The following is a 23,193-nucleotide window of genomic DNA, read 5'->3' as shown; positions in this document are numbered from 1 at the left end:
GACTCCCCGTGCGACGATCCTCCGACCTCAGCCCTGAGATCGCCGAAGAGTCCGCCTGGTGGCGTGACGCCGTGTTCTACCAGGTCTACGTGCGCTCCTTCGCCGACTCCAACGGCGACGGCGTCGGCGACCTCGACGGCATCAGGTCCCGCCTCGGCTACCTGGAACTGCTCGGTGTCGACGCCCTGTGGCTCACCCCGTTCTACCGCTCGCCGATGGCCGACCACGGCTACGACGTGGCGGACCCGCGCGACGTGGACCCGATGTTCGGCGACCTGGCCGCGTTCGACCGGCTGGTGGCGGACGCGCACGAGCACAACATCCGCGTGACGGTCGACCTGGTCCCGAACCACACGAGCGACCTGCACGAGTGGTTCCAGGAGGCGTTGCAGGCCGGTCCCGGCAGCATGGAGCGGTCGCGCTACGTCTTCCGCGAGGGCCGCGGCTTCGACGGCTCGCAGCCGCCGAACAACTGGACCTCGGTCTTCGGCGGCCCCGCCTGGACCCGCGTGCCGGACGGCCAGTGGTACCTGCACCTGTTCGCGCCGGAGCAGCCCGACCTCAACTGGGACCACCCGGAGGTCCGCGCCGACCTGGAGCAGACGCTGCGGTTCTGGCTGGACCGCGGTGTCGACGGCTTCCGCATCGACGTGGCGCACGGCATGGCCAAGCCGGAGGGTCTCCCGGACATGGAGATCCGCCCGCAGGTTCCCGGCGTGCTGTCGGACGACGCGCACGACCCGCGCTTCGACAACGACGGCGTGCACGAGATCCACCGCATGATCCGCAAGGTCATGGACGGCTACCCCGGCACCATGGCCGTCGGCGAGATCTGGGTGAAGGACGACGAGCGCTTCGCCGCCTACGTCCGCCCGGACGAGCTGCACCTGGGCTTCAACTTCCGCCTGGTCGAGGCCGACTTCGACGCCGACGCCGTCCGTTCGGCGATCGAGCACTCGCTGGGCGCCGTCGCACTGTCCGGCACCCCCGCGACCTGGACGTTGTCCAACCACGACGTGGTGCGCCACGTGACCCGCTACGGCGGCGGAGCGCTGGGCGAGCAACGGGCCCGCGCGATGACGCTGGTGGAACTGGCGCTGCCGGGCGTGATCTACCTCTACAACGGCGAAGAGCTCGGCCTGCCGAACGTGGAACTGCCCGACTGGGCGCTGCAGGACCCGACCTGGGAACGCTCCGGCCACACCGAGCGCGGCCGAGACGGCTGCCGGGTGCCGATCCCGTGGGAGGGCACCGCGCCGCCGTTCGGCTTCTCCACGGCCGTGAACACCTGGCTGCCGCAGCCGAACGAGTGGGACCACCTCACCGCCGAGGCCCAGCTCGAAGATCCAGGTTCGATGCTCTCGCTGTACCGCGAGGCGCTGGAGCACCGGAAGTCCAACGCGGGCTTCGCCGGTGAGGAGCTGGAGTGGTACGGCGCCCCGGCCGGCTGCTTCGCGTTCCGGCGCAAGGGCGGCGGGCTGATCTGCGCGCTGAACACGTCCGGTGCGTCCGTACCGCTGCCGCCCGGTCAGGTGCTGCTGTCGTCCGGGCCGATGGACGGCGACCAGCTGCCTCCGGACACCGCGGTCTGGCTCGCCTAAGCCCTCACCTTCTCCTCGACCGCCAGCAGCGCGCCGACCACCAGGACCAGGGCGGCGACCTGCGCGATGGCGAGCCACAGCCCGATCGGCACGGTCGCAAGCGCCGCGACCGTGCCGATGGCGCGCCACTTGACGGTGCCGATGCGCAGCCTGAGGCGGAAGTAGACCTGCCCCGCCAGGAAGATCGCGACCCCGCCGCCCAGGGCCAGCGCGCCGCTGAGGTAGAGGTGGTCGGTGGCGTGGCCGATCGTCTTCTTCACGCCGACGGCCACGACGACGATGCCGAGCAGGATCGGCGCGTGGGCCCATCCGAACGCCGACAGTGCCGCGCGGGCCCGTTCGGCCTGCGTCATGTGCTGGAGGCTGTGCTCGGCGCGCACGTCCTGGTCACGGCCGAAGTAGCACCACCACAGCTGGTAGACGAGCGCGAGACCGAGCAACGCGGCCACCACGAGCTGCAGGTTGAGCGGCAGCCCCGCAGCCCCGATGCCGATCGCGATGATCGACTCGCCCAGCGCCACGATGACCACGAGGCCGTGCCGCTCGACGAAGTGCGCCGACCTGATCCGGAACTCGCCGTGCCGCCGGTTGACGTACGGCGACACGATCATCAGCACCACGGCCGCGACCCAGGCTGCGGCACGCCAGGCAGGCGGCAGGAACCCGCCGGCCATCACCAGACCCGCCGAGCCGAGGTTGAACGGCGCCAGCCGCGCCATGGCGGCCGCCGATCCCGGCCCGCCCGCCGCGATGAACAGCCCGGAGTGGACCAGGTTCACGATCAGGTACCCGACACCGAACGCGGGTCCGGCGGCGTCGAACGCGTTCGGAATCGCCAGCGCCATCACCAGGAACCCGCCCATGCCCGCCATCAGCAACAGCCGCCGCAGCGTGGTGTTCGGCGGGACGGCGTTGGTGAGCCAGACGTACCCGAAGTACATCCACAGGATCACGAACAGCATGATCACGACCTGGGCGAACCCGAGCGGCGACGTGTCGCCGGCCAGCTTGCTGGTCAGCTGGGTGATCGTGAAGACGAAGACCAGGTCGAAGAAGAGCTCCAGCGTCGAGACGCGGTACTCGGTGTCTTCTTGCGGTGCGTGCGTTTCGGCGGACACGCGCGACATCGTGCCACGCGCATCCGCTTGCGGCGTCCCGAATTCTCCAGCGGCGAACCTGAACCTAACTCCAGGTCAGACCAGCAGCGGCAACATCGAGTGGCGGCGGCGCACCACCGCGCCGTAGCGGGCGTCGATCCGCAGCCACGAGTCGGTCCCGGAGACCCGCACGTCGCCGTCCTCGCCGAGGAAACCCATGCCCGACAACGCGAACAGGCAGCGCAGCGGGATCTTCAGGTCCAGCCCGGACCCGCTCACCGTGAGCACCGCCTGGTCCAGCAACGAGGCCGGCGGCGTGCCCTGCGGCCCGGTGTTCTCCCGCGCCACCTCGACGCCCTCGTCCGCGATCTTCGCGACGACCTCGACGGGCAACCGGTCCACCATGAGCCAGCCGTCGGCGGGCGGCAGGGCCGAGCGCCACATCAGGTCCTTGGCGGGCCCTGGATCGATGCGCTCGTCGCGCATGACCGCGAGCCCGGTCAGCAGCTCGGATCCCGCCACCGTGACGTCGGCCGGATTCGCCTGCCCCGCAACGGTTCGCGTGGCGAGCGTGTCGAACGGCGTGGCGACCCACGCGTCGAGCAGTTCCTCGTTGCGGTTGCGCAGCCGCACGACGGTCTGACCGTCCAGCCGCACCGCCCGCGCGGCGAACGCGCCCAGGTCGTCTCTCTCGGCCGCGTCGGCCAACACCAGCTCAGGCACCATTACCCCCTGCTCGCCACCCGGCGAGAAAGTCACGCTCGGCCTCGGTCAGCCGACGCGGCCGTGCGGTAGTCACGTTGAAGGGCGCCATGAGCGTCTCCGCCTTGGTGACGACAGGGCTGTTCGGCTCACGGCTGCCGCGCACCACGTAGTCGAGTGTGAACGACGCGGACTTCAGCTCCCGCACCGACATCTCCACCACGATGTCCTCGCCGGTGAACACGATCGGCGAGAGGTACTCGACCACGAGCTTCGCCACGACCATGCCCTCGGCCATTTCCTTCACGCCGTGGCGGGCCGCCTCGGTGAACAGCAGCTCGATCCGGGCCTCTTCGAGCAACGTCACGGTGTTCGCGTGATTGATGTGGCCGAACGCATCCATGTCCGACCATCGCGGTCGCACACCAGTGACGAAGACACCCATGCAGGGACCCTACCGAACGCGGCAGGCCTGAACCTTCACAGGACCTCCACACCGGCCGATTGAAATTCGATAGGCAGCTCTCGATACTCGATCTATGTCTCGCGCCCTGGTGTTGTTCCTGCAGGCCCTGCTCGCCGTCGCGGTCCTCGGCGGGCTGTTCGCGCAGGTCGTGGTGATCCCGACGACCGCGGCGGACGAGGTCGCGCTCTTCCCGCCCTACGAGTCCGTGCGGGTGCCGCTCGTGGTGTCCGCGATCGTCTTCATCGCGTGCCTCCAGGTCCTGGCGGTGGCGCTGGGAGGAATGCTGCACCTGGCGGGCAGAGGCACCGTGTTCGAGTCCGGCGCGCTCACGTGGACGAACATCGCGATCGGTGCCATCGCCGCCGGAGCCGTGGTGCTCGCCGGGCTGTTCGTCTACGTCACGTTCGCCGACATCCCCTCGCCGGCGGACGGCATGGAGACCCTGGGCCTGTGGATGGGGTCCGCGGTGGGCACGGTCGCGGCGGTCGGCGTGGCGTTGCTGGTGGTGGTCGGGAGGCACTGGCTGCGGCGCGCGATCCTGCAGCGCGCGGAGCTGGAGCAGATCGTGTGATCCGCTGCGGAAAAGCACCGGGGCGCCGCGGAGGGGATTCCGCGGCGCCCCGGTTTCTGTTCTGTCCTACCTGACCATGCTCCGCACCTGGCGGGCGGCGACGGACAGGGTGGCCAGGTCCAGCTGGTGGACCCGGTTGATCTCCTCCAGCGCACCGCGCGAGCGAGCCAGGCGGGAGGAGTTGGCCTGTTCCCACTTGGCGATCTTCTCGCTCGCGGTGTCGCCCTCGTCGCTCGCCCTGAGCACGTCGACGGAGATGGCCCGCAGCGACGAGTAGAAGTCGTCGCGCAGAGCCAGCCGGGCCAGGGCGTGCCAGCGGTTGCCGCGCTCCAGGTTCGTCACCGAGTCCAGCATGTGGTCGATGTCGAGGTGGTCGGACAGCGCGAAGTACAGCTCGGCCGTCTCCCGGTGCGTGCGTTCCGGGCCGGCGCCGCCGGTCGGGCCGAACTCGCGTTCGGCCAGCTCGGCGATCTCGGTGACGTCGAGCAGGCCGTACATGTAGAGCAGTGCCGCGACCTTGCGGGCGAGCTCCGCCGGGACGCCCTGTTCGACGTACCGTTCGGCCTTGCCCGCGACGACGTCCAGTTCCTTGCCCTGCAACAGGTCGAAGGCGAACGGGCTGAGCTCCTCGACCACGCCGCGGAAGCGGTTGATCGTCGAGCCCACCGCCAGCGGCTGCGGGCGGTTGGAGAGCAGCCAGCGGGACGCGCGGTCCAGCAGTCGGCGGGTCTCCAGGACCATGTTGTCCTGGACGTCCGTCGGCACCACGTTGTCCAGCGCCTGGATCTCGCGCCAGATCGACGGCAGGTCGAAGACCTCGGTGACCACTGCGTAGGAGCGCACCGCGTCGGTCAACGACGCGCTCATCTCCTCGGCCAGGCGGAAGGCGTAGGACACGCCGCCACCATCGACGACCTCGTTGACGACGACCGTGGTGATGATCTGCTTCGCCAGCGGGTGGTTCGGGATGGCCGCGCCGAACCGTTCGCGCAACAAGGTCGGGAAGTAGTCCGGGAGCTTGTTCTTGAAGGTGTCGATCGTCGGGATGTCGCTCGCGAGCAGCTCTTCCTTCAGCGTGAGCTTGGTGAACGCGAGCAGCGTGGCCAGCTCCGGCGAGGTGAGGCCGGCGCCCTGCTTCTCCAGCGCCTTGAACTCCGCCGCGCTCGGCAGCGCTTCGAGCTTGCGGTTGAGCGCACCGCGCTGCTCGAGGTCGGCCGTGAGACGCGCGTGCACCGACAGCATCGGACCCGCGTGCGCCCGGCTGACACCGAGAACGTTGTTCTGCGAGTAGTTGTCCGCCAGCACGAGCTCGCCGACCTCGTCGGTCATCTCGGCGAGGACCTCGTTGCGCTGCAACTGTTCCAGCGAACCCTCCCGGACCAGGTGGTCCAGCAGGATCTTGATGTTGACCTCGTGGTCGGAGCAGTCGACGCCCGCGGAGTTGTCGAGCGCGTCGGTGTTGACCTTGCCGCCGCTGCGCGCGAACTCGATGCGGCCGCGCTGGGTCAGGCCCAGGTTGCCGCCCTCGCCGACGACCTTGACCCGCAACTCGTTGCCGTCGACGCGGATCGAGTCGTTCGCCTTGTCACCGACGTCGGCGTGCGACTCGGTCGACGCCTTCACGTACGTGCCGATGCCGCCGTTCCACAGCAGGTCGACCGGCGCGAGCAGGATCGCCTTCTTCAGCTCCGGCGGCGACAGCTTCACCACGCCCTCGGGCAGCCCCAGCGCGACGCGGGCCTGCTCGGAGATCGGGATCGACTTGGACGTGAGAGGGAAGATGCCACCGCCCTCGCTGATCAGCGAACGGTCGTAGTCGTCCCACGACGAGCGCGGCACGTTGAACAGCCGCACGCGCTCCGCGAACGACGTGTCCGCGACCGGGTTCGGGTCGATGAAGATGTGCCGGTGGTCGAACGCGGCCACGAGCCGGATGTGCTCGGACAGCATCATGCCGTTGCCGAACACGTCACCGGACATGTCGCCGATGCCGACGACCGTGAACTCCTCGGTCTGCGTGTCCAGCCCGAGCTCGCGGAACGAGCGCTTCACGCTCTCCCACGCGCCCTTGGCCGTGATGCCCATGGCCTTGTGGTCGTAGCCGATCGAGCCACCGGACGCGAACGCGTCGCCGAGCCAGAAGCCGTAGCTCTGGCTCACGCCGTTCGCGATGTCGGAGAACGTCGCCGTGCCCTTGTCCGCGGCCACGACCAGGTACGTGTCGTCACCGTCGTAGCGCACGACCTGCGGCGCGGGCACGACCTCGTTGTTGATCAGGTTGTCGGTGAGGTCGAGCAGGCCCGAGATGAACATCTTGTAGCAGGCGATGCCCTCGGACATGAAGTTCTCGCGGTCGATGCCGGGGTCGCCGGTGGGCGGGATCGGCTTCTTCACCACGAAGCCGCCCTTCGCGCCGACCGGCACGATCACGGCGTTCTTCACGGCCTGCGCCTTGACCAGGCCGAGCACCTCCGTGCGGAAGTCCTCGCGGCGGTCGGACCAGCGCAGACCACCGCGCGCGACGCTGCCGAAGCGCAGGTGCACGCCCTCGATCCGCGGCGAGTACACGAAGATCTCGAACTTCGGCCGCGGCGCCGGCAGGTCGGGGATGGCCTGCGGGTCGAGCTTGACCGACAGGTACGGCCGGGCGTTGCCGTCCGCGTCGCGGAAGAAGTAGTTCGTCCGCAGCGTGGCGTTGATCAGCGTGAGCAGGCTGCGCAGGATGCGGTCCGCGTCGAGGCTCGTCACGTCGTCGATCAGCTTGCCGGTCTCGACGACCATCGTCTCGGTGCGGTCGGCCCGCGTAGTCTCGTCGAGCCGAGGGTCGAACCGGGACTCGAACAACGCGACCAGCGCGATCGCCACGCTCGTGTGACCGAGCACCGCGTCCTCGATGTAGTCCTGCGAGTACGGCGTGCCCGCCTGACGCAGGTACTTCGCGTACGCGCGCAGCATCGCGGCCTGCTGCCAGGTGAGCCCGCCCTGCAGCACCAGAGAGTTGAACCTGTCGACCTCCGCCTCACCGCGCCAGACCGCGGCGAACGCGTCCTGGAACCGCACGCGCACGTTGTCCAGGTCGGACTCGGACAGCTGGGCGAGCGCCGCGGCGTCGATGCGCAGGCCGAAGTCGTAGATCCAGCACCGCACACCGTCTTCGCGCGCGATCTCGTACGGCCGTTCGTCGACCACGATCACGCCCATGCGCTGCAACATCGGCAGCACGTCCGACAAGGTGATGCCGTCGCCGGTCACGAACAGCTTGAACCGCCGCTCGCCCGGTTCGGCGTCCTCCGGCACGTAGAAGACCATGTCGAGGTCGCCCTCGACGAGCGCCTCGATGCGCCGGTAGTCCTCGAGACCCGTGGCGGCGCGGAAGTCCTCCTTGTAGGCCTCCGGGAACACCGCGGCGAACCGCTGGCCCTGCTCCGTGGCCGACTCGGCACCGAGCTCGCCGTCGTCGCCGACGACGGCCTCGACCATGCGGTCGTCCCAGCTGCGCACGGCCTCGGCCAGCTTCGCCTGGATCGCGTGGACGTCCGGCTCCGGCGTACGGGCCGGGTCCGTGTGCACCATGAAGTGCACGCGGGCCAGCGCGGACTCGCCGATGCGCGCGCTGTACTCGAGGTTCAGGCCGCCGAGCTCGGCGAGCAGCACCTCCTGCATCGCGAGACGGCTCGTCGTCGTGTAGCGGTCGCGCGGCAGGTAGACCAGGCACGAGAAGAAGCGGCCGAACGGGTCGCGCCGCAGGAACAGCCGCAGCCTGCGGCGTTCCGCGAGCGCGATGACGCCCGTCGTGGTCTGGTACAGCGTGTCGGCGTCGACCGAGAACAGCTCGGTGCGCGGGTAGTTCTGGATCACCTCGAGCATCCGCTGGCCCGAGTACGACTGCAGCGGGAAGCCCGCGCGGTGGATCACGTCGCGCACCCGGCGCTCGATCACCGGGATGTCGAGCACGTCCTCGTGCAGCGCGGTGGTGCTGAAGATGCCGAGGAACCGGTGCTCACCGGAGACGTTGCCCTCTTCGTCGAACGTCTTCACGCCCACGTAGTAGGGGTAGACGCTGCGGTGCACGCTGCTCTGCGCGCTCGCCTGGGTGAGGACGAGCAGGTCGGGGCTGAGCGCCTGCGCGCCGTTGTCCGGCCCCGCGGTGAGGCTGCGCGCCGCGAGGCTGTCCTGGCGCAGCACGCCGAGACCGCTCGCGAGCACGGCCCGCAGCGCCGGTTCGCCGTCCTCCTGCACCAGCTCGTACTGCCGGTAGCCCATGAAGGTGAAGTGGCCGTCGGCGAGCCACTTGAGCAGCTTGGAGCCGTCCGTGGTGTCCTCTGCCGAGTCCTTGCCCAGCTCCTCGGCCAGCTGCAGTGCCGTCGACACCATCCGTTCGGTGTCCTCGACGACCTCGCGGACGTCGGTCAGCACCGTCAGCAGCCGGGACTCGAGCTCGCGGGCACGATCGGGGTCGGTGATGAGGTCGACCTCGATGTTCATCCACGACTCGGCCAGCGCGTCCGCGGGCGGATCGGCCGGATCGGCGGTCGGCAGCACCTCGGTGCGCTCGCCGGTGACCGGGTCACGCCGCACGACGACGATGGGGTGCACGACGCGCTGCACCTGCACACCGCCGCGGGTGAGCTCTGACGCGACCGAGTCCACGAGGTACGGCATGTCGTCCGTCACGACCTGGACCACGGTGACGGGGCACTGCCACCCGTCGCTGCCGCGGGTCGGGTTCAGGATGCGCACCGCAGCGCGTCCGGGAACGCGGCTCTCGGCGAGCTGGTAGTTCGACCGCACCGCTCCGACCAGGTCCACCGGGTCGTCGTCGTTGACTTCCTCGGCGGGGACGTGCCGGTAGAAGAGGCGGATCAGATCAGCGAGTTCGGGGGCATTGGCGGCGGCCCGTTCGATCAGCTCGTCACGGACCTGCTCAGGACTGGCCGTCGGACTGTCGCCGTCCGCGGGGGTCACCGCGGTGGCGTCGTCGGTACGGGTCGGGGCTCCAGTCGAGGTCATCTTCAGGCGACTCCACGCTATCCGGCACCTCTGTGTGCCGGGTTCGCCACCACCCTAGATGGGGTGGCGGCCGTCACCGGCAACAGGAGGGGCACTGACGGACCACTGAATCGAGGGCTGAATCGAGTCACGTCATCAGCGGCGACAACAGGCAGTTCATGGTGCGGTGCCGGGCTGTGTGGTGTTGGCCACCATCACTTCCCCGGCAACGTCCAACCGGCCGGACCGTCGAACCCGACAGGGCGGATCGGACCGGTGGTCTCGCTGTCCGGCGCCGCGCCCACGGGGACGATCGGGCCGGTCTTCTCCTGCTCGGACTCCGCCGGCGGCGCGCCGAAGGAGAGCGAGTTGACGCTGGGCAATGCATCCGCGGCCAGGTCCTGCTGAGTGCCGATGGGCGGGCCTGGTCGGAAGAAGGAGTCCGAGCTGATCTCCGCAGGCGCCTCGACCGCGGGCGACTGCGAACCGAACGACTCTCCTGGGCGAAAGAGCGGGTCCGTGGTGGAGGGCTGCTCCTCCTCGGCACCGGATCGCTCAGCGCCGAACGGCTCAGCACCGGGTCCTTCGGGGACGACGGTGGGCTCCGTGGTGGCCCCGGAATCGGCGGACCACTCCGGGACGCTCAGGTCGGTGGCGTCGACCTGCTCCTCGTCGGAGCGGCGGCCCGTCTCGTAGGCGACGAGAGCCTCCGCCAGCAGGTCGGCGAGGCTCAGGTCGCTGGGCTTGCGCCGGCTGCTCGGGCGGCCCGTTCGCGTGCCGGACTCACCGTAGATCTCGGTGCCGGCCTTCTCCCCCGCCGGTTCACCGTCGGCCGGGGCGGTGAGGCCGGTCTCCGTTGCCGCGTCCACCGGGTTCGGCTGCGCGGCCGGGGACTCGGGCTCGGCGGCGAAGAAGTCGTACTCCGGGGTCGCGTCGGGCTGGGTGTCCGTACCCGATCCGGCGTCGACGGCCGAGCCGGGCTGGTCGCCCGAACCTGGCTGCGTCCCGAACCCGCCGAAACCGGACTGGGCGCCGAAGCCTGCCTGGGTGCCGAAACTCGGCTGGGTGCCGAACGCGGACTGCGTGCCGAAACTCTGCGTGCCGAAGCTCGACTGACCGCCGAAGCCGGGCTGGGTGGCCTGGTCGGGCGCCGGCTGGTCCGCGGCGCGGGGCAGGCGGACCGGGACGGTGGGGACGTCCGAGGCGTCGTCCTCGACGTCCGCCGAGCTCAGGAACGTGCTCGACAGCAGATCCGGTTCCGGGGACCGCGGGATCTCGTCCGGCGTCGGCACCGACGGGATCGGGTCCGGCACGGACGGCAGCGGCTTGTCACCGGGCTCCGGCTCTGGCTCGACGTCCGGTTCGGGAACCGGGGACGGGATGGAGGCGGACGACCGCTGCGACCTCGGCGTGCCGAAGTCGAGTGAGCTGAAGTCGAGGTCGGGGAGCTTGCGCTCGTCGTCGGAGTCGGCGAGGCCGACCGGGATGCCCGAGACAGGGGTGTGCAGCGGGTAGGACGGTTCGTCCACGTGCGGGCCGAAGTCCGGAGCCGCCGGCGGACGGCCGAACGCCGCGGAGAGGCCAGAGCGGGAGGGATGGTCCGGCATGTCAGGAGAGGCCGGGTCCGCGAAGTAGTTCGGCCGGTCGGAGTGGTCCGCGGGAACGGAGTGCGAGCCGGAGGAGTCGTCCTCGCGGCGACTGGACGGCGGCTCCACGCGCCACGACGGGCTTTCGGACTCCGGCTTGGACGCTTGGCCGGGCTCTGGCTCGGCAGCGCGCCGGCGGCGGCCACCTGCCCGCAGGCCCTGGGCCTTGAGCATGTCCAGCACGCTTTCCTGCGGGGAGCTGGACGCTTCCTCACGGGCGGCTGCCTGCGCGCGAGCGGCCTCCTCCCGTTCGGCGGCCTGGCGGGCGACCTCCTGGTGGGCCGCTTCCTGCCGCGCGACGTCCCGGCGAACCGCTTCCAGGCGGGCAGCCTCACGGCGTGCCTCTTCCCGCCGCACGGCTTCCTGCCGCGCCGCTTCCTGGCGGGCGGCCTCCTGCCTGGCCGCTTCCTGCCTGGCCGCCTCCTGACGAGCCGCCTCCTGGCGCGCGGCTTCCTCCGCTGCCTCGGCTTCACGTCGTGCCTGGGCGCGTTGTTCCTCGCGTTCCTTGCGCTCCGCCTCGATCTGGCGGCGGGCCTCGCGCTGCAACTCCATGAGCTGCTGCTCGACCTTGCGCTTGCGTTCCTGCTCCGGACTCAGCTGCGGCTGCGACGCCTGCGGCTGGGGCTGCGATGCCTGGGGCGGTGCTGCCGACGGCTGCTGTGCCCGCGGCTGTGCTGCTGGGGGTTGGGCTGCTGGGGGCTGCGCTGCTGGAGGCTGCGCGGTGAAGGACTGCGATCCGAAGGAAGGTGATCCGAAGGATTGCGGTGCCTGCGGTTCGGGAGCGGCTGGGGTGTCGGAGAGGGTGTTCGGCTCGTCGTCGTCGATCTCGCCCGCTGCCACTCGGGCTGCGCGGCGGCGACCGCTCACCATGGCACCCGCGGAGGCGATCAGGCCCGAGGCGGGGACGGTGCGGTCGGAGGACGGGGTTGCGGGGGGCGGTTCCACGGGCTCCGGGGTTTTGTCGTCGGGCTCGCCGAACGGCTGGACCATGCGCCACCGGTCGGCGGCGTGCTGGCGTGCCGCGGACAAACCCTCCACGGTCATGTCTTCGGCAGCGCGGCGGACGCGCTTGACCTTCAAGCCGTCGCCTTTGCGGACCTGGACAGGTCTCCACTGGCGCAGCTGTTGTTTCAGGGCGGCGGACAGCACGCCGTCGGTGACGATCGGCATGCCCTCGACCGGGCGGAGCACGCTCGCCAGCTGCTGGTGCAGGTCGGCCGGCTGGCGGTGCACTCCGGAGAACTCGGCGGCGAGCCGGGCGCGCATCGCGTAGACGGCCCGGGCCCGGCGGCGTTCGGCGGCGTGGGCGGCGCGCAGGTTCGTGAGCGCGTCGGCCAGTTCGCCGGACACCTCGTGCACGTGGGCCAGCGCGAGCAGGCTTTCCGCCAGCAGGGTGTCGAGCTGGTGGCGTTCGGCGCTCGCCGCGGCTTCCCGCAGCATTTCGCGGGCCAGCGCGACCCTGCCTGCGGGCAGGTGCACACGCGTGGCCAGGGCCAGGCGCAACCAGCCCGTCGTGGACGCCGACGGCGCCCGCACCGGGCGGTCGAGCATCGGGCTGCCGACCTCGCTCGCGTCGAGCAGGCGGTTCGCGTCCATCAGCGCGAGCACCAATTCCAGCGTGAGCCGGCCGATGCCCTGGCCGCTGTCCGCGGACGGGTCGGAGAACCTGCTCAGCAGGTCCAGGCCTTCCCGCGCGGCACCGATGGCGGCGGCGATGTCGCCCCACCGCCGGTGCTGCGCGGCCTGCACCGCGCGGATCAGACCGCGCAGCAGCAGGCGGGTGTCCTCGTCGAGCGTCGCGTCGGAGACGTAGAGCTGGTCCGCCTCCGCGAGCGCCCGCGTGGGTTCGTCGCCACGGCCGACCGTGACGAGGCATTCGCTGGCCTGCACCAGAGCCGACGCCCGCAGTTCCGCGGGCACGTCCGGCGCTTCCAGCACGGGGGTCACGGCGGCGAACCCCGTCAGCGGGGCGCCCACGGACCGCGCGCACGCCGCGAGTTCCACCCGCAGCAGCCACGCGGTCTCGTGTTCACCGGCAGCCTCGGCCGCCTTCAGCGCGTCGATCGCGCGGTCCGCGACGCGGACGCCGCGGCCAACGCGGTTGCCCGCGAAGACCACCAGCGACTCCGCCCGAAGGCGATCGGCTTCGTCGCGGCGGGTGGCGGCGAGCGCGACCGCGCGCTCGCCCAGCACCAGAGCGAGCTCCGGTGCCCGCCAACGCAGCATCCAGGCGGGCACGACCAGCGTGCTCACCTCGACGTTCGCCTGCGTCTCGCCCCTCGCCGCCACGACGTCGCCGTTGCCCTCTCAGTCCCGTGTCAGCTTGCGGTACGTGACGCGGTGCGGCCTCGCGGCGTCGGCACCCAGGCGCTCGAGCTTGTTCTTCTCGTAGCCCTCGAAGTTGCCCTCGAACCAGTACCACTTCGACGGGTCCTCGTCCGTGCCCTCCCACGCGAGGATGTGCGTGGCGACGCGGTCGAGGAACCACCTGTCGTGCGAGATCACGACGGCACAGCCGGGGAACTGCTCGAGAGCGTTCTCCAGCGAGCCCAGGGTCTCGACGTCCAGGTCGTTGGTCGGCTCGTCCAGCAGGATCAGGTTGCCACCGAGCTTGAGCGTGAGCGCGAGGTTCAGGCGGTTGCGCTCACCACCCGACAGCACACCGGCGGGCTTCTGCTGGTCCGGACCCTTGAAGCCGAACGCGCTGACGTACGCGCGAGACGGCATCTCGACGTTGCCGACGTGGATGTAGTCGAGTCCGCCGGACACGACCTCCCACACGTTCTTCTTCGGGTCGATGCCGCCGCGGTTCTGGTCGACGTAGGACAGCAGGACCGTCTCGCCGACCTTGACCTCGCCGGCGTCGGGCTCCTCGAGGCCGACGATGGTCTTGAACAGCGTCGTCTTGCCGACGCCGTTCGGACCGATGACACCGACGATGCCGTTGCGCGGCAACGTGAACGACAACCCGTCGATCAGGACCCTGTCGCCGAAGCCCTTCTTGAGCTTGTCGGCCTCGACCACGACGCTGCCCAGACGCGGGCCCGGCGGGATCTGGATCTCCTCGAAGTCGAGCTTGCGGGTCTTCTCCGCCTCGGCCGCCATCTCCTCGTAGCGGTCGAGACGCGCCTTGGACTTCGCCTGGCGGGCCTTGGCGCCGGAGCGCACCCACTCCAGCTCGTCCTTGAGGCGCTTCTGCAGCTTCTGGTCCTTCTTGCCCTGGACGGCCAGCCGCTCGGCCTTCTTCTCCAGGTAGGTCGAGTAGTTGCCCTCGTACGGGTGGGTGCGGCCGCGGTCGATCTCGAGGATCCACTCGGCGAGGTTGTCCAGGAAGTACCTGTCGTGGGTCACGGCGAGCACGGCGCCGGTGTACTGCGCGAGGTGCTGCTCCAGCCACAGGACGCTCTCCGCGTCCAGGTGGTTGGTGGGCTCGTCGAGCAGCAGCAGGTCGGGCTTGCTCAGCAACAGCTTGCACAGCGCGACCCGGCGGCGCTCACCACCGGAGAGCTTGGTGACGTCGGAGTCCGGCGGCGGGCAGCGCAGGGCGTCCATCGCCTGCTCCAGCTGGGAGTCGATGTCCCACGCGTTCGCGTGGTCCAGGTCCTCCTGGAGCTTGCCCATCTCCTCCATCAGCTCGTCGGAGTAGTCGGTCGCCATCAACTCGGCGATCTCGTTGAAGCGGTCCAGCTTCACCTTGATCTCGCCCAGGCCCTCCTGGACGTTGCCGAGGACGGTCTTCTCCTCGTTGAGCGGCGGCTCCTGCTGCAGGATGCCCACGGTGTAACCGGGCGACAGGTACGCCTCGCCGTTGTTCGGCGTGTCCAGCCCCGCCATGATCTTGAGCACGCTCGACTTGCCGGCGCCGTTGGGACCGACCACACCGATCTTCGCGCCGGGGTAGAACATGATCGTGACGTCATCGAGGATGACCTTGTCACCGTGCGCCTTGCGCACCTTTTTCATGGTGTAGATGAACTCGGCCATGGCGGCGATCGTAGAGCGGTGCTCAGAGGCTCCTGACCTCGGTCGCCGACAAGCAGGCGTTCACCCCCGGATCGAGCGTCACGCGACTCGGTGACCTGCTCGTTCCGTTCGAACGTGAACGACTGTCGGCGATCGGTCCTCAGCGGCCCCGATCTACGAGCTTCCCTCCTTCTTCGTGGTTCGCAGTACGTACATCCTCTCCGGCCGCGCCGCCGGATCGGGTGGGTTCCCGCACACCCGGAACTCGTTTGCCCCGAACGGCGCAAACCCGGATCAGAACGGAACAGGTTCCTCGGCGAGATCTTCGCCGACTCGCGGTTCAACGACCGGAGCGGAGCCCAGTGACTGCACTCGGCTCAGGTCCAGGCCGACGTGCAGCGCGTCCAGATTGAACGCCGTTCGCTTCTGGTCGTCCTTCTCGTAGTGCCGCATCCGCAGCTTGCCCTGGACGATCACGGGATCACCTTTGGACAGCGTGGTCTTCACGCTGTCGGCGAGCTTGCGCCAGCACGAGACGCCGAGCCACAACGTCTCACCGTCCTCCCAGTCGCCGATCGCCGTGTTGTACCGGCGTTCGGTCGAGCTGAGGCGGAAGTACGCGTTGGTCTTGCCGTCCTCACCGTGCTTGTACGAGATGTCGCTCGCCACAGATCCAACAACGGTGATGAGGGTGGAATTCCAGGCCATCGGGTTTGCCTCCAGGTCGCGGGTTCGGAGTCCAGGTTGCTCCGGAGGCGGGTGGCGTGGGCGGGCCGGACGCGGATCTGTGGATTACTCGCGGGTTGTGGACAGGTCGAGATCTTGGAGCAGCTCAAGCCGCCGAATTGTCGTACCCGCGTGCTAGGGCCGCGCTGGAGCCGCGCGAGTGAGTGAGCGCCCACTCATTGACATGAGTGAGTACTCACTCATATAGTTGCAGGCGTGTCAGAGGAACCACGCCGCCGCCGCGCCCCCGCGATGAGCCCGGAAGATCGCCGTGAAGCGATCGTCCAGGCCACGCTGCCGCTCGTCGTGAAGGACGGCGCGAACGTCACCACCAGCCAGATCGCCGCCGCGGCCGGCATCGCGGAAGGCACGGTGTTCCGCGTCTTCAAGGACAAGGCCGAGCTGCTCGACGCGGTCATCCAGCGTGCGTTGCTCTCCGACGACGAAGTGGCCCGCATCAAAGCGGTGCCCACCGACTTGCCGATCGAGCAGCGACTCGTGGAGGCGACCAGCACGGTGACCGGCTACCTCGATCGCATGTGGAGCGTCATGGGCGCGCTGCGCGAGTCCGGTTACCAGCCGAGCCAGGAGGACCACGAGAAGCACAAGGGTCCGCAGGCCGGCATGCAGCGCGTCTCGAACGCGATCGCCGAACTGTTCCGTGACGCGGACCTGCGCACCAGCCCCGAGCACGCCGCCCGCCTGCTGCTCGGTTTCGTCTTCACCAACCGCCTGCAGGGCAAGGGCTTCGGCGAGACGACCGTCGAACCGGCACAGCTCGTCGAACTGTTCCTGCACGGAGCACTCACATCAGGGGGTAGAGATGTCTGAGCTCATGATCGAAGCCACAGACGTGAGCAAGAAGTTCGGTGACGTGCACGCCCTCGACGGCGTGAGCGTTACCGCGAAGAAGGGTTCCGTGCTCGGCCTTCTCGGCCACAACGGCGCCGGCAAGACCACGCTGATCAACATCCTCACCACGATGCTGCCGCTGTCCGGCGGCAGCGCGCGGATCGCCGGCTTCGACGTCTCGAAGCAGAGCCACGAGGTGCGCAGGCGCATCGGCCTGACCGGCCAGTTCGCCGCCGTCGACGAACAGCTCAGCGGCCACGACAACCTCGTGCTGATCGCCCGGCTGCTGGGCGCCAGCCGCAAACAGGCCCACCAGCGCGCCGACGATCTGCTGGAGCAGTTCGACCTCACCGACGCCGCCAAGCGCAACGCCAAGACCTACTCCGGCGGCATGCGGCGCCGGCTCGACCTGGCGGCGTCCCTGGTCGGCAACCCCGAGGTGCTGTTCCTCGACGAGCCGACCACCGGCCTCGACCCGGCCAGCCGCCTGGCGATGTGGGAGATAGTCGAGAAGCTCGCCGCCGACGGCACGACCGTCCTGCTCACGACGCAGTACCTGGACGAGGCCGACCGGCTCGCGGACACGATCACCGTGCTGTCCCACGGCAAGGTCGTCGCGTCCGGCACCAGCTCCGAGCTCAAGGCTCAGGTCGGTCAGCGCACGGTGACCGTCACGCTCGACACGGCGTCCGAAGTGGACACCGCGCTGAAGGCGATCAACGCGGTGGGGCTCCATCCCGTCGCGGAGGGCCTCACGCTCACCACGCCCGTCAGCGCTTCACGCGACCTTGCGACGGTCGTGCGCGCGTTGGACGACAACGGCTTGGAGGCACACGAAATCGGCCTCGCAGAGCCCACGTTGGACGACGTCTACCTGACTCTCGCCGCGAACTAGGGGGACATCATGGCGACCTTGACCTGGCACGGCAGCAGCTACCCGACGCAAGTCATGGTGCTGACCGGCCGTTCACTGCGGGCACTGCTGCGCACGCCCGCGCTGGTGTTCTTCAGCATCCTGCAGCCGTTGATCATGCTGACGCTGTTCAGCCAGATCTTCGGCAGCATCACGTCCACGGCGAACTTCCCGCCGGGCATGAGCTACATCAACTACCTGCTGCCCGCGATCCTCGTGAACACCGCGATGCAGTCCTCTCTCGCGTCCGGCATCGGACTCGTGCAGGACATGTCGAACGGTGTGCTCGCACGGTTCCGTTCGCTGCCCATCAGGCCGAGCACGGTTCTGTTGGCGCGCAATCTTTCCGATGCGGTTCGCACGGCGTTCCAGCTGGTGCTGATGATCGCGTTCGGCGTGCTGGTGTTCGGGTTCCGGCCCGACGGAGGCATGCTCGGCACGCTCGCTGCACTGGGCCTCGCGCTGATCGTGGGATGGGCACTGAGCTGGGTGTTCATCGCGATCGCCGCGTGGGTGCGCAAGGCGGAACTCATGCAGACCGTCGGCTTCCTGGCGATGTTCCCGCTGATGTTCGCGTCCAGCGCGTTCGTGCCGGTCAACGGCCTGCCGGGCTGGCTGCAGGCGATCGCGAAGGTCAACCCGCTGACCTACGCGGTCGACGCCGCCCGCAGCCTGGCACTGGCCCACCCGGTGACCGGGGTGGCCGGCGCGCTGGTCACGAGCGGCGCGATCGCGGCGGTCGGCGCGTTCTTCGCGGTCCGAGGCTTCCGCAGGCCGCTGTCCATCTAGTCCTTGCCCGCCATCTTGCGGAGCATCGCGTTGTAGGCCTCCAGGTCGGCGCCCCCATCGGCGTCGGCCTTGCGGTCGTACCGCTTCGCGTCCCGGCCGTCCTGCCGCGCCCACTGGGTGAGCAGGGCGACCATGACCACCAGCAACGGGATCTCCCCCGCCGCCCACGCGATGCCGCCGCCGAGTCGTTGGTCTTCCAGCAGGTTCTGCACCCAGGGCAGCGACAGGCCGCGGTAGAACTGCTCGCCGATGACGTTCGCGGAGCTCATCAGCACGATGCCGAAGAACGCGTGGAACGGGATCGACGCGAACAACAGCCCCAACCGGCCGAGCGGCGGCAGCTTGTTCGGTGCCGGGTCGATGCCGATCACCGGCCAGTAGAAGACGTAGCCGACCAGGATGAAGTGGGCGTTCATCGCGAGGTGCGCCCAGTGGAACGGCAGCGCGGCCTCGAACAGGCCCGAGAAGTACAAGGCGTAGAAGGAACCGACGAACAAGGCCAGCGCCACGAAGGGGTTCGTCAGCAGACGCGCGAGCGGTGAGTGCACGAACGCCAGCACCCACTCGCGCGGTCCCGGCACCTCCTTGCCGACCGGCAACGCGCGCAACGCCAGCGTGACCGGTCCACCCAGGACGAACAGGATCGGCGTCAGCATGGACAACACCATGTGCGCTTCCATGTGGACGCTGAACATCGCCGGCGAGTAGCGCCCCATGCCCGACGACGTCGCGAACAAGAGAGAGAAACACCCGCACAGCCACGCGACGGTGCGGCCGACCGGCCACTTGTCGCCGCGCTGGGAAAGCCTGCGCACACCCAGGACGTACAACAGCGCGAGGGCCAGCGCCGCCGTGCCGTAGATCAGGTCGAAGCGCCAGTCGAACAGGATGCGCGCCAGCGTGGGCGGTCCGTCGAGGTCGTAGCCGATCGCGATCTCCGTGCGGCTGGGCAACTCCGTCGCGCCACCGGGAGGAGGCGTGCGGGCCAGCGCCACGGCGAGACCGATCGTGAACATCATCAGCAGCACTTCGAGGCCCGCGAGCTTCAGCAATGCGTGCGGCTTGCCGTCGACAACACCCTTCACGCCGCGTTCGCGCTGGAAGTAGCCGAATACGCCGAGCAGCAGCAGACAGGCCAGTTTGCCGAGCGTCAGCCAGCCGTAGGTCGACGTCACGAGATCAGTCGGGGTGACACGCACGAGCGCGTTCACCACACCCGAGACGGCCATCACGATCCAGCAGACCAGCGCCAGCTTCGAGAACCTCGTCGCGGCGAGGGGAAGGTGCGCACCACCACGCCTGCCGTGCGCGAGCAACGCGATCAGGCCACCCACCCAGAGCACGGCGGCGATCAGGTGGAACAACAGGCTGTTCGTCGCCATGTCGTGCGAGCCGCCGGACGACGAGTGGCCGGTGACCGCGACCGGCACCAGCGCGAAGATCGCCAGGAACAACAGCACCGTCGTCCAGCCCCACGACAGCACGAGCCGGCAGCCCAGTGCGAGCAAGCTCACGATGATCGCCGTCAGCAGCCAGGCCTTGGACTGCTCCAGCAACATCGCCGTCGCGATCATCTGGCTGAAGGTGAACGAGCTCACCGGACGGTCGATCGCGGCCGCCGTGGTGAACGGCACCGACAACACGGCACCGACCAGCCACACGAGCGCGAACCATCCTGCGGTGCGCATCGCCGCGTAACCGTCTGCTGCGAGAGTGCCGGACTTCTGCGGTGGCACGAGGAATGCCGCCAGCAGCAACGAGCCGATGGTCACCACCGCGCCTGTCTCCGTCAGCACGCGCACGACGAGCAGCCCTGCCGGAGGCTTGCCCGAGAGCGCGCTGAACGCGACGGCGACGGCGGCCGCCACCGCGAAGCCGATGACGACGAGGGGCACCAAACCCGTTCTGGTGGAGCGTGCGATTGCCACGCCCCGGAGCCTACGACCCTCTAGTGTTGCGCCGTGTGAGACGTTCTCTCCTCCTCCTGCTCGCCCTGCTCGCGGTGGCCGGCTGCTCCTACCGCATCCAGGGCGAACCCATCGCGGCGCCGCTGCCGCCCCTGGCGATCGCGACGCCGCGCAAGACCGCGGGCGTCGATCCGTGCGCGCTCGTCACGGAGAAGGACCTGAAGCCGATCGGGACGCTCAAGTTCCAGCCCGTGCCGCGCGCGGAGATGGCGAACTCGTGCCTTTTCACGCTGAAGGAGAACGCGTACGTGCTGGTGGCGGTCCCCTACCGGTCGTTCGACGAGTCGAAGAAGTCGCAGAAGTCGGGCCGTGAGGTCACGACCGCCAAGCACGCCACGTGGCTGAGCTGCGGCCAGCAGGAGAAGGACATGGTGTGCACGGCCACCATCGCGGTCACCCGCGACGAGTCGCTGCTGGTCGCCATCGGCATCCTCGGCGGCACCGAGACCAAGGCCCGTGACGCGCTGGAGCCGATCGGCCAGGAAGCGCTCAAACGCGTGCCGGCTGCCTAGCGGCCCGCCGGGCCAGCCAGGTCGCCGGGATGATCAGCGCGGTGACCAGCGCCACGAACCCGAGCGACACGACCAGCGAACTGACGTGCGCGAGGCCGCCCACGATCGGCGGGCCCGCGAGGAACCCCGTGTAGGCGATCGTCGTGACGAGGCCCAGCTCACGTTCGCCACCGCTGCCGTCCGCGCGCTTGCCTGTCTCGCTCGCGAGGTCCATGACCACGGGGAACGAGAACGCGAGCCCGAGTCCTGCCATGCCGAACCCGATGTACCCGGCGGCCGGGAACGGAACCAGGACCGTGAGCGCCAGGCCCGTCGCGGCGAGGCCACCGCCCGCGGCGAGGAGGCGGTGCGGGCCGAGCGTGCGTTGGATCGGTTCGCCGAACCACCGTGCGAGCGCCATCGCGACGGAGAAACCCGCATAGGCGTAGGCGCCCGCCGCGTCACCCATTCCGCGTTCACGCACCATGAACAACGCCGACCAGTCCGCCGCCGCCCCTTCCGCGATGGCACTGCACAGCGCGACGCTCGCCAACAGCCAGAGGACCGGCCTCTTGAGCACGTTGGTGCGTTCGGTGACTTCTTCCCTGTGGCGCTCCCCTACTCCTCCGGGGATCTTCTTAGCGATGAGCGCGGTCACGACAACGCCCACAAGTGCTGCCAAGAGGAAGTGCCTCATCGGCGTCCAGTGCGCCTGAGCGGCGGCGGCGCTGCCCAACGACCCGATGAGGCCACCGACGCTGAAACCCGCGTGGAACTGCGGCATCAACGACCGCTGCAGATCGCGGACGACGACGACCGCAGCGATGTTCATCGACACGTCCATCGCGGCGATGCTCGCCCCTAGTGCGACCAGCGTCAGACCGAACTGCACGGGTGACTGCGAGAGCGCGAGCACGGGCAGAAGCAACGGACTGAGGAGGCTGCTCGCTATCAGCACCCCGCGCGACCCGTGCACCGCGCAGATCCGTGCCGCCAACGGTGCCGTGAAGGCCAGTCCGACACTCGCCCCGAGCAGCGCCAGACCGAGGCTGCCCACCTCCGCGCCGATCTGCTCGGCGAGCGCGGGCACACGGGCCGCCCAGGTGCCGAAGACGGCGCCGTTCAACAGGAAGACGACGAACGTGGCCAAGCGTGGGGACATGCGCTCCAGCATGACTGAAGCGCTTCAGCCACGCCAGCGATTTGGGACCGCCATCTCGCCTACGATGCTGTCCGTGGACTCCGACCGCCGACGCAGGCCGACGCTGGACACCGTCGCCGCCGCGGTAGGGGTTTCCAGGGCAACGGTCTCGAACGCGTACAACCGCCCCGACCAGCTCTCGTCGTCGTTGCGCGAACGCATCCTCGAGACGGCCCGCTCCCTGGGCTACGCGGGCCCGGACCCCGTCGCGCGCTCGCTGGCCACCCGCTCGTCCGCCGCCGTGGGTTTCATGCTGCCGCAAGGACTGTCCGGCGCCTTCTCGGATCCCGCGCTGTCGATCGTGCTCGACGGCCTCGCCTCGACCGTCGACGGTCACGACCACAGCCTGGTCCTGATGCCCGGCGACGCCACCGGCGGCCCACGCCCCTCGATCGTGTCCCGCGCCCAAGCAGACGTGATGGTGGCCTACTCCCTGCCGGACACCGCGCCGGCGTTGGACGCCGTGGCCGCCCGCGGACTCCCACTGGTGGTGATCGACCAGCCGGTGCTGCCGGGTTCGGCGCGCGTGGAGGTCCAGGACTACGCCGGCGCGACCTCGGCCGCCGCACACCTGCTCGCCCTGGGACACACCGCGTTCGGCATCCTGACGTTCTCCCTGCACCCGGACGGAGTATCCGGCCCCGTCACCTTCGAGCGCCGTTCGGACGTGCCGTTCCGCGTGAGCCGCGACCGGCTGGGCGGCTACCTCGACACTTTGGAAAAAGGCGGGGTGCAACCGGACAATGTCCCGGTGTGGGAGGCGCGCGGCAGTGATCGCGAACTCGGACGTCTAGGCGCGCGGTGGCTGCTCACCCGCACGCCACGCCCGAGCGCCCTGCTGTGCGCGTCGGACCAACTGGCCTTCGGCACTCTCCAAGCGGCCCGCGATCTGGGTTTGACCGTCCCCGGCGACATTTCCGTCGTCGGCTTCGACGACGTCCCCGAAGCGGCCTACAGCGACCCACCCCTGACTACGGTGCGTCAACCCCTGGCCGACAAGGGCCGCCGAGCCGGCGAACTGGCGCTGAAGTTACTGGCCGGCGGCAGACCGCCAAGGCCGACGAGACTCGACGTTTCCCTCGTGGAGAGAGCCTCAACGGCCCCGCGAAAGTGATACGTGTCACGTTTAGACAGTTTTCGTCACCCGTTCGGACGTAGGGCGGAAACGGTCGATCGACTCCGGACGATGTGTCCGGTGGGGGCATCGGCGACCACACTT

General features: G+C 69.4%; 16 protein-coding genes. 7 read left to right on the top strand and 9 right to left on the bottom strand.

Annotated features, from left to right (window positions below; all coding sequences use genetic code 11):
• Window positions 1–8 precede the first annotated feature (8 nt).
• Window positions 9–1,601 carry a glycoside hydrolase family 13 protein gene (locus tag ACWGE0_RS37060; protein ID WP_452265542.1) on the top strand — a complete coding sequence of 531 codons (1,593 nt, stop codon included), beginning with the start codon at window positions 9–11 and terminating at the stop codon, window positions 1,599–1,601.
• Here the strand turns inward: ACWGE0_RS37060 and ACWGE0_RS37055 are convergent.
• The 3 genes from ACWGE0_RS37055 to ACWGE0_RS37045 all read right to left on the bottom strand — a co-directional run bounded on the left by ACWGE0_RS37055 (window position 1,598) and on the right by ACWGE0_RS37045 (window position 3,845).
• Window positions 1,598–2,719 carry a low temperature requirement protein A gene (locus ACWGE0_RS37055; protein ID WP_452265541.1) on the bottom strand — a complete coding sequence of 374 codons (1,122 nt, stop codon included), beginning with the start codon at window positions 2,717–2,719 and terminating at the stop codon, window positions 1,598–1,600. The genes ACWGE0_RS37060 and ACWGE0_RS37055 overlap by 4 nt on opposite strands.
• A 75-nt stretch (window positions 2,720–2,794) precedes the next feature.
• Entirely contained in the window at window positions 2,795–3,421 is a 627-nt protein-coding gene (locus ACWGE0_RS37050; RefSeq protein WP_452265581.1) for a hypothetical protein, read from the bottom strand.
• Window positions 3,414–3,845, bottom strand: coding sequence for an acyl-CoA thioesterase (locus ACWGE0_RS37045; protein WP_452265540.1), 432 nt, complete (start codon window positions 3,843–3,845; stop codon window positions 3,414–3,416). Before ACWGE0_RS37045 ends, ACWGE0_RS37050 begins: the two co-directional genes overlap by 8 nt.
• A gap of 94 nt (window positions 3,846–3,939) precedes the next feature.
• Here ACWGE0_RS37045 and ACWGE0_RS37040 point away from each other — a divergent pair, with 94 nt between their 5' ends.
• Window positions 3,940–4,437 carry a DUF2975 domain-containing protein gene (locus ACWGE0_RS37040; protein ID WP_452265539.1) on the top strand — a complete coding sequence of 166 codons (498 nt, stop codon included), beginning with the start codon at window positions 3,940–3,942 and terminating at the stop codon, window positions 4,435–4,437.
• A 66-nt stretch (window positions 4,438–4,503) separates the two neighbouring features.
• On the opposite strand, the gene ACWGE0_RS37035 is transcribed toward ACWGE0_RS37040, so the two are convergent.
• From ACWGE0_RS37035 to ssb, 4 genes are all read right to left on the bottom strand, one after another.
• Entirely contained in the window at window positions 4,504–9,447 is a 4,944-nt protein-coding gene (locus ACWGE0_RS37035) for an NAD-glutamate dehydrogenase (protein WP_452265538.1), read from the bottom strand.
• Window positions 9,448–9,641: 194 nt separating this feature from the next.
• Complete coding sequence (locus ACWGE0_RS37030) at window positions 9,642–13,361, bottom strand: hypothetical protein (RefSeq protein WP_452265537.1); 3,720 nt, start codon at window positions 13,359–13,361, stop codon at window positions 9,642–9,644.
• 18 nt (window positions 13,362–13,379) lie between these two features.
• Entirely contained in the window at window positions 13,380–15,056 is a 1,677-nt protein-coding gene (ettA, locus tag ACWGE0_RS37025; RefSeq protein ID WP_452265536.1) for an energy-dependent translational throttle protein EttA, read from the bottom strand.
• 273 nt (window positions 15,057–15,329) lie between these two features.
• Window positions 15,330–15,743 (bottom strand): single-stranded DNA-binding protein, encoded by a 414-nt coding sequence (gene ssb / locus ACWGE0_RS37020; RefSeq protein WP_452265535.1) that lies wholly within the window; start codon window positions 15,741–15,743, stop codon window positions 15,330–15,332.
• Between the two features lie 234 nt (window positions 15,744–15,977).
• Between ssb and ACWGE0_RS37015 the strand changes: the two genes are divergently transcribed.
• From ACWGE0_RS37015 to ACWGE0_RS37005, 3 genes are read left to right on the top strand one after another with little or no spacing between them, the layout of a single operon-like run.
• A complete protein-coding gene (locus ACWGE0_RS37015) occupies window positions 15,978–16,592 on the top strand; it encodes a TetR/AcrR family transcriptional regulator (protein WP_452265534.1) in 615 nt (204 codons plus the stop codon).
• Window positions 16,585–17,508 (top strand): ATP-binding cassette domain-containing protein, encoded by a 924-nt coding sequence (locus ACWGE0_RS37010; RefSeq protein ID WP_452265533.1) that lies wholly within the window; start codon window positions 16,585–16,587, stop codon window positions 17,506–17,508. The genes ACWGE0_RS37015 and ACWGE0_RS37010 overlap by 8 nt, the downstream gene beginning before the upstream one ends.
• Window positions 17,509–17,517: 9 nt before the next feature.
• Window positions 17,518–18,315: an ABC transporter permease gene (locus ACWGE0_RS37005; protein WP_452265532.1), complete on the top strand. Its 798-nt coding sequence runs from the start codon at window positions 17,518–17,520 to the stop codon at window positions 18,313–18,315.
• Here ACWGE0_RS37005 and ACWGE0_RS37000 read toward each other — a convergent pair.
• Entirely contained in the window at window positions 18,312–20,243 is a 1,932-nt protein-coding gene (locus ACWGE0_RS37000) for a cytochrome c oxidase assembly protein (protein ID WP_452265531.1), read from the bottom strand. The genes ACWGE0_RS37005 and ACWGE0_RS37000 overlap by 4 nt on opposite strands.
• Before the next feature lie 35 nt (window positions 20,244–20,278).
• Here ACWGE0_RS37000 and ACWGE0_RS36995 point away from each other — a divergent pair, with 35 nt between their 5' ends.
• Window positions 20,279–20,794 (top strand): lipoprotein, encoded by a 516-nt coding sequence (locus tag ACWGE0_RS36995; RefSeq protein ID WP_452265530.1) that lies wholly within the window; start codon window positions 20,279–20,281, stop codon window positions 20,792–20,794.
• On the opposite strand, the gene ACWGE0_RS36990 is transcribed toward ACWGE0_RS36995, so the two are convergent.
• Window positions 20,772–21,935 (bottom strand): MFS transporter, encoded by a 1,164-nt coding sequence (locus ACWGE0_RS36990; protein ID WP_452265529.1) that lies wholly within the window; start codon window positions 21,933–21,935, stop codon window positions 20,772–20,774. The two genes, ACWGE0_RS36995 and ACWGE0_RS36990, sit on opposite strands and share 23 nt — an antisense overlap.
• Window positions 21,936–22,008: 73 nt before the next feature.
• Here ACWGE0_RS36990 and ACWGE0_RS36985 point away from each other — a divergent pair, with 73 nt between their 5' ends.
• Window positions 22,009–23,088 carry a LacI family DNA-binding transcriptional regulator gene (locus ACWGE0_RS36985; RefSeq protein WP_452265528.1) on the top strand — a complete coding sequence of 360 codons (1,080 nt, stop codon included), beginning with the start codon at window positions 22,009–22,011 and terminating at the stop codon, window positions 23,086–23,088.
• Window positions 23,089–23,193 lie beyond the last annotated feature (105 nt).

It is taken from the genome of Lentzea sp. NPDC054927, assembly GCF_053610285.1.
This window is presented reverse-complemented; position numbering and strand designations above follow the sequence as displayed.

Coding starts and splice junctions, on each gene's coding strand:
- ettA (WP_452265536.1), bottom strand. CDS start 15,056: ATGGCCGAGTTCATCTACACCATGAAAAAGGTGCGCAAGGCGCACGGT.
- ACWGE0_RS37045 (WP_452265540.1), bottom strand. CDS start 3,845: ATGGGTGTCTTCGTCACTGGTGTGCGACCGCGATGGTCGGACATGGAT.
- ACWGE0_RS37010 (WP_452265533.1), top strand. CDS start 16,585: ATGTCTGAGCTCATGATCGAAGCCACAGACGTGAGCAAGAAGTTCGGT.
- ACWGE0_RS37040 (WP_452265539.1), top strand. CDS start 3,940: ATGTCTCGCGCCCTGGTGTTGTTCCTGCAGGCCCTGCTCGCCGTCGCG.
- ACWGE0_RS36990 (WP_452265529.1), bottom strand. CDS start 21,935: ATGTCCCCACGCTTGGCCACGTTCGTCGTCTTCCTGTTGAACGGCGCC.
- ACWGE0_RS37035 (WP_452265538.1), bottom strand. CDS start 9,447: ATGACCTCGACTGGAGCCCCGACCCGTACCGACGACGCCACCGCGGTG.
- ssb (WP_452265535.1), bottom strand. CDS start 15,743: ATGGCCTGGAATTCCACCCTCATCACCGTTGTTGGATCTGTGGCGAGC.
- ACWGE0_RS37005 (WP_452265532.1), top strand. CDS start 17,518: ATGGCGACCTTGACCTGGCACGGCAGCAGCTACCCGACGCAAGTCATG.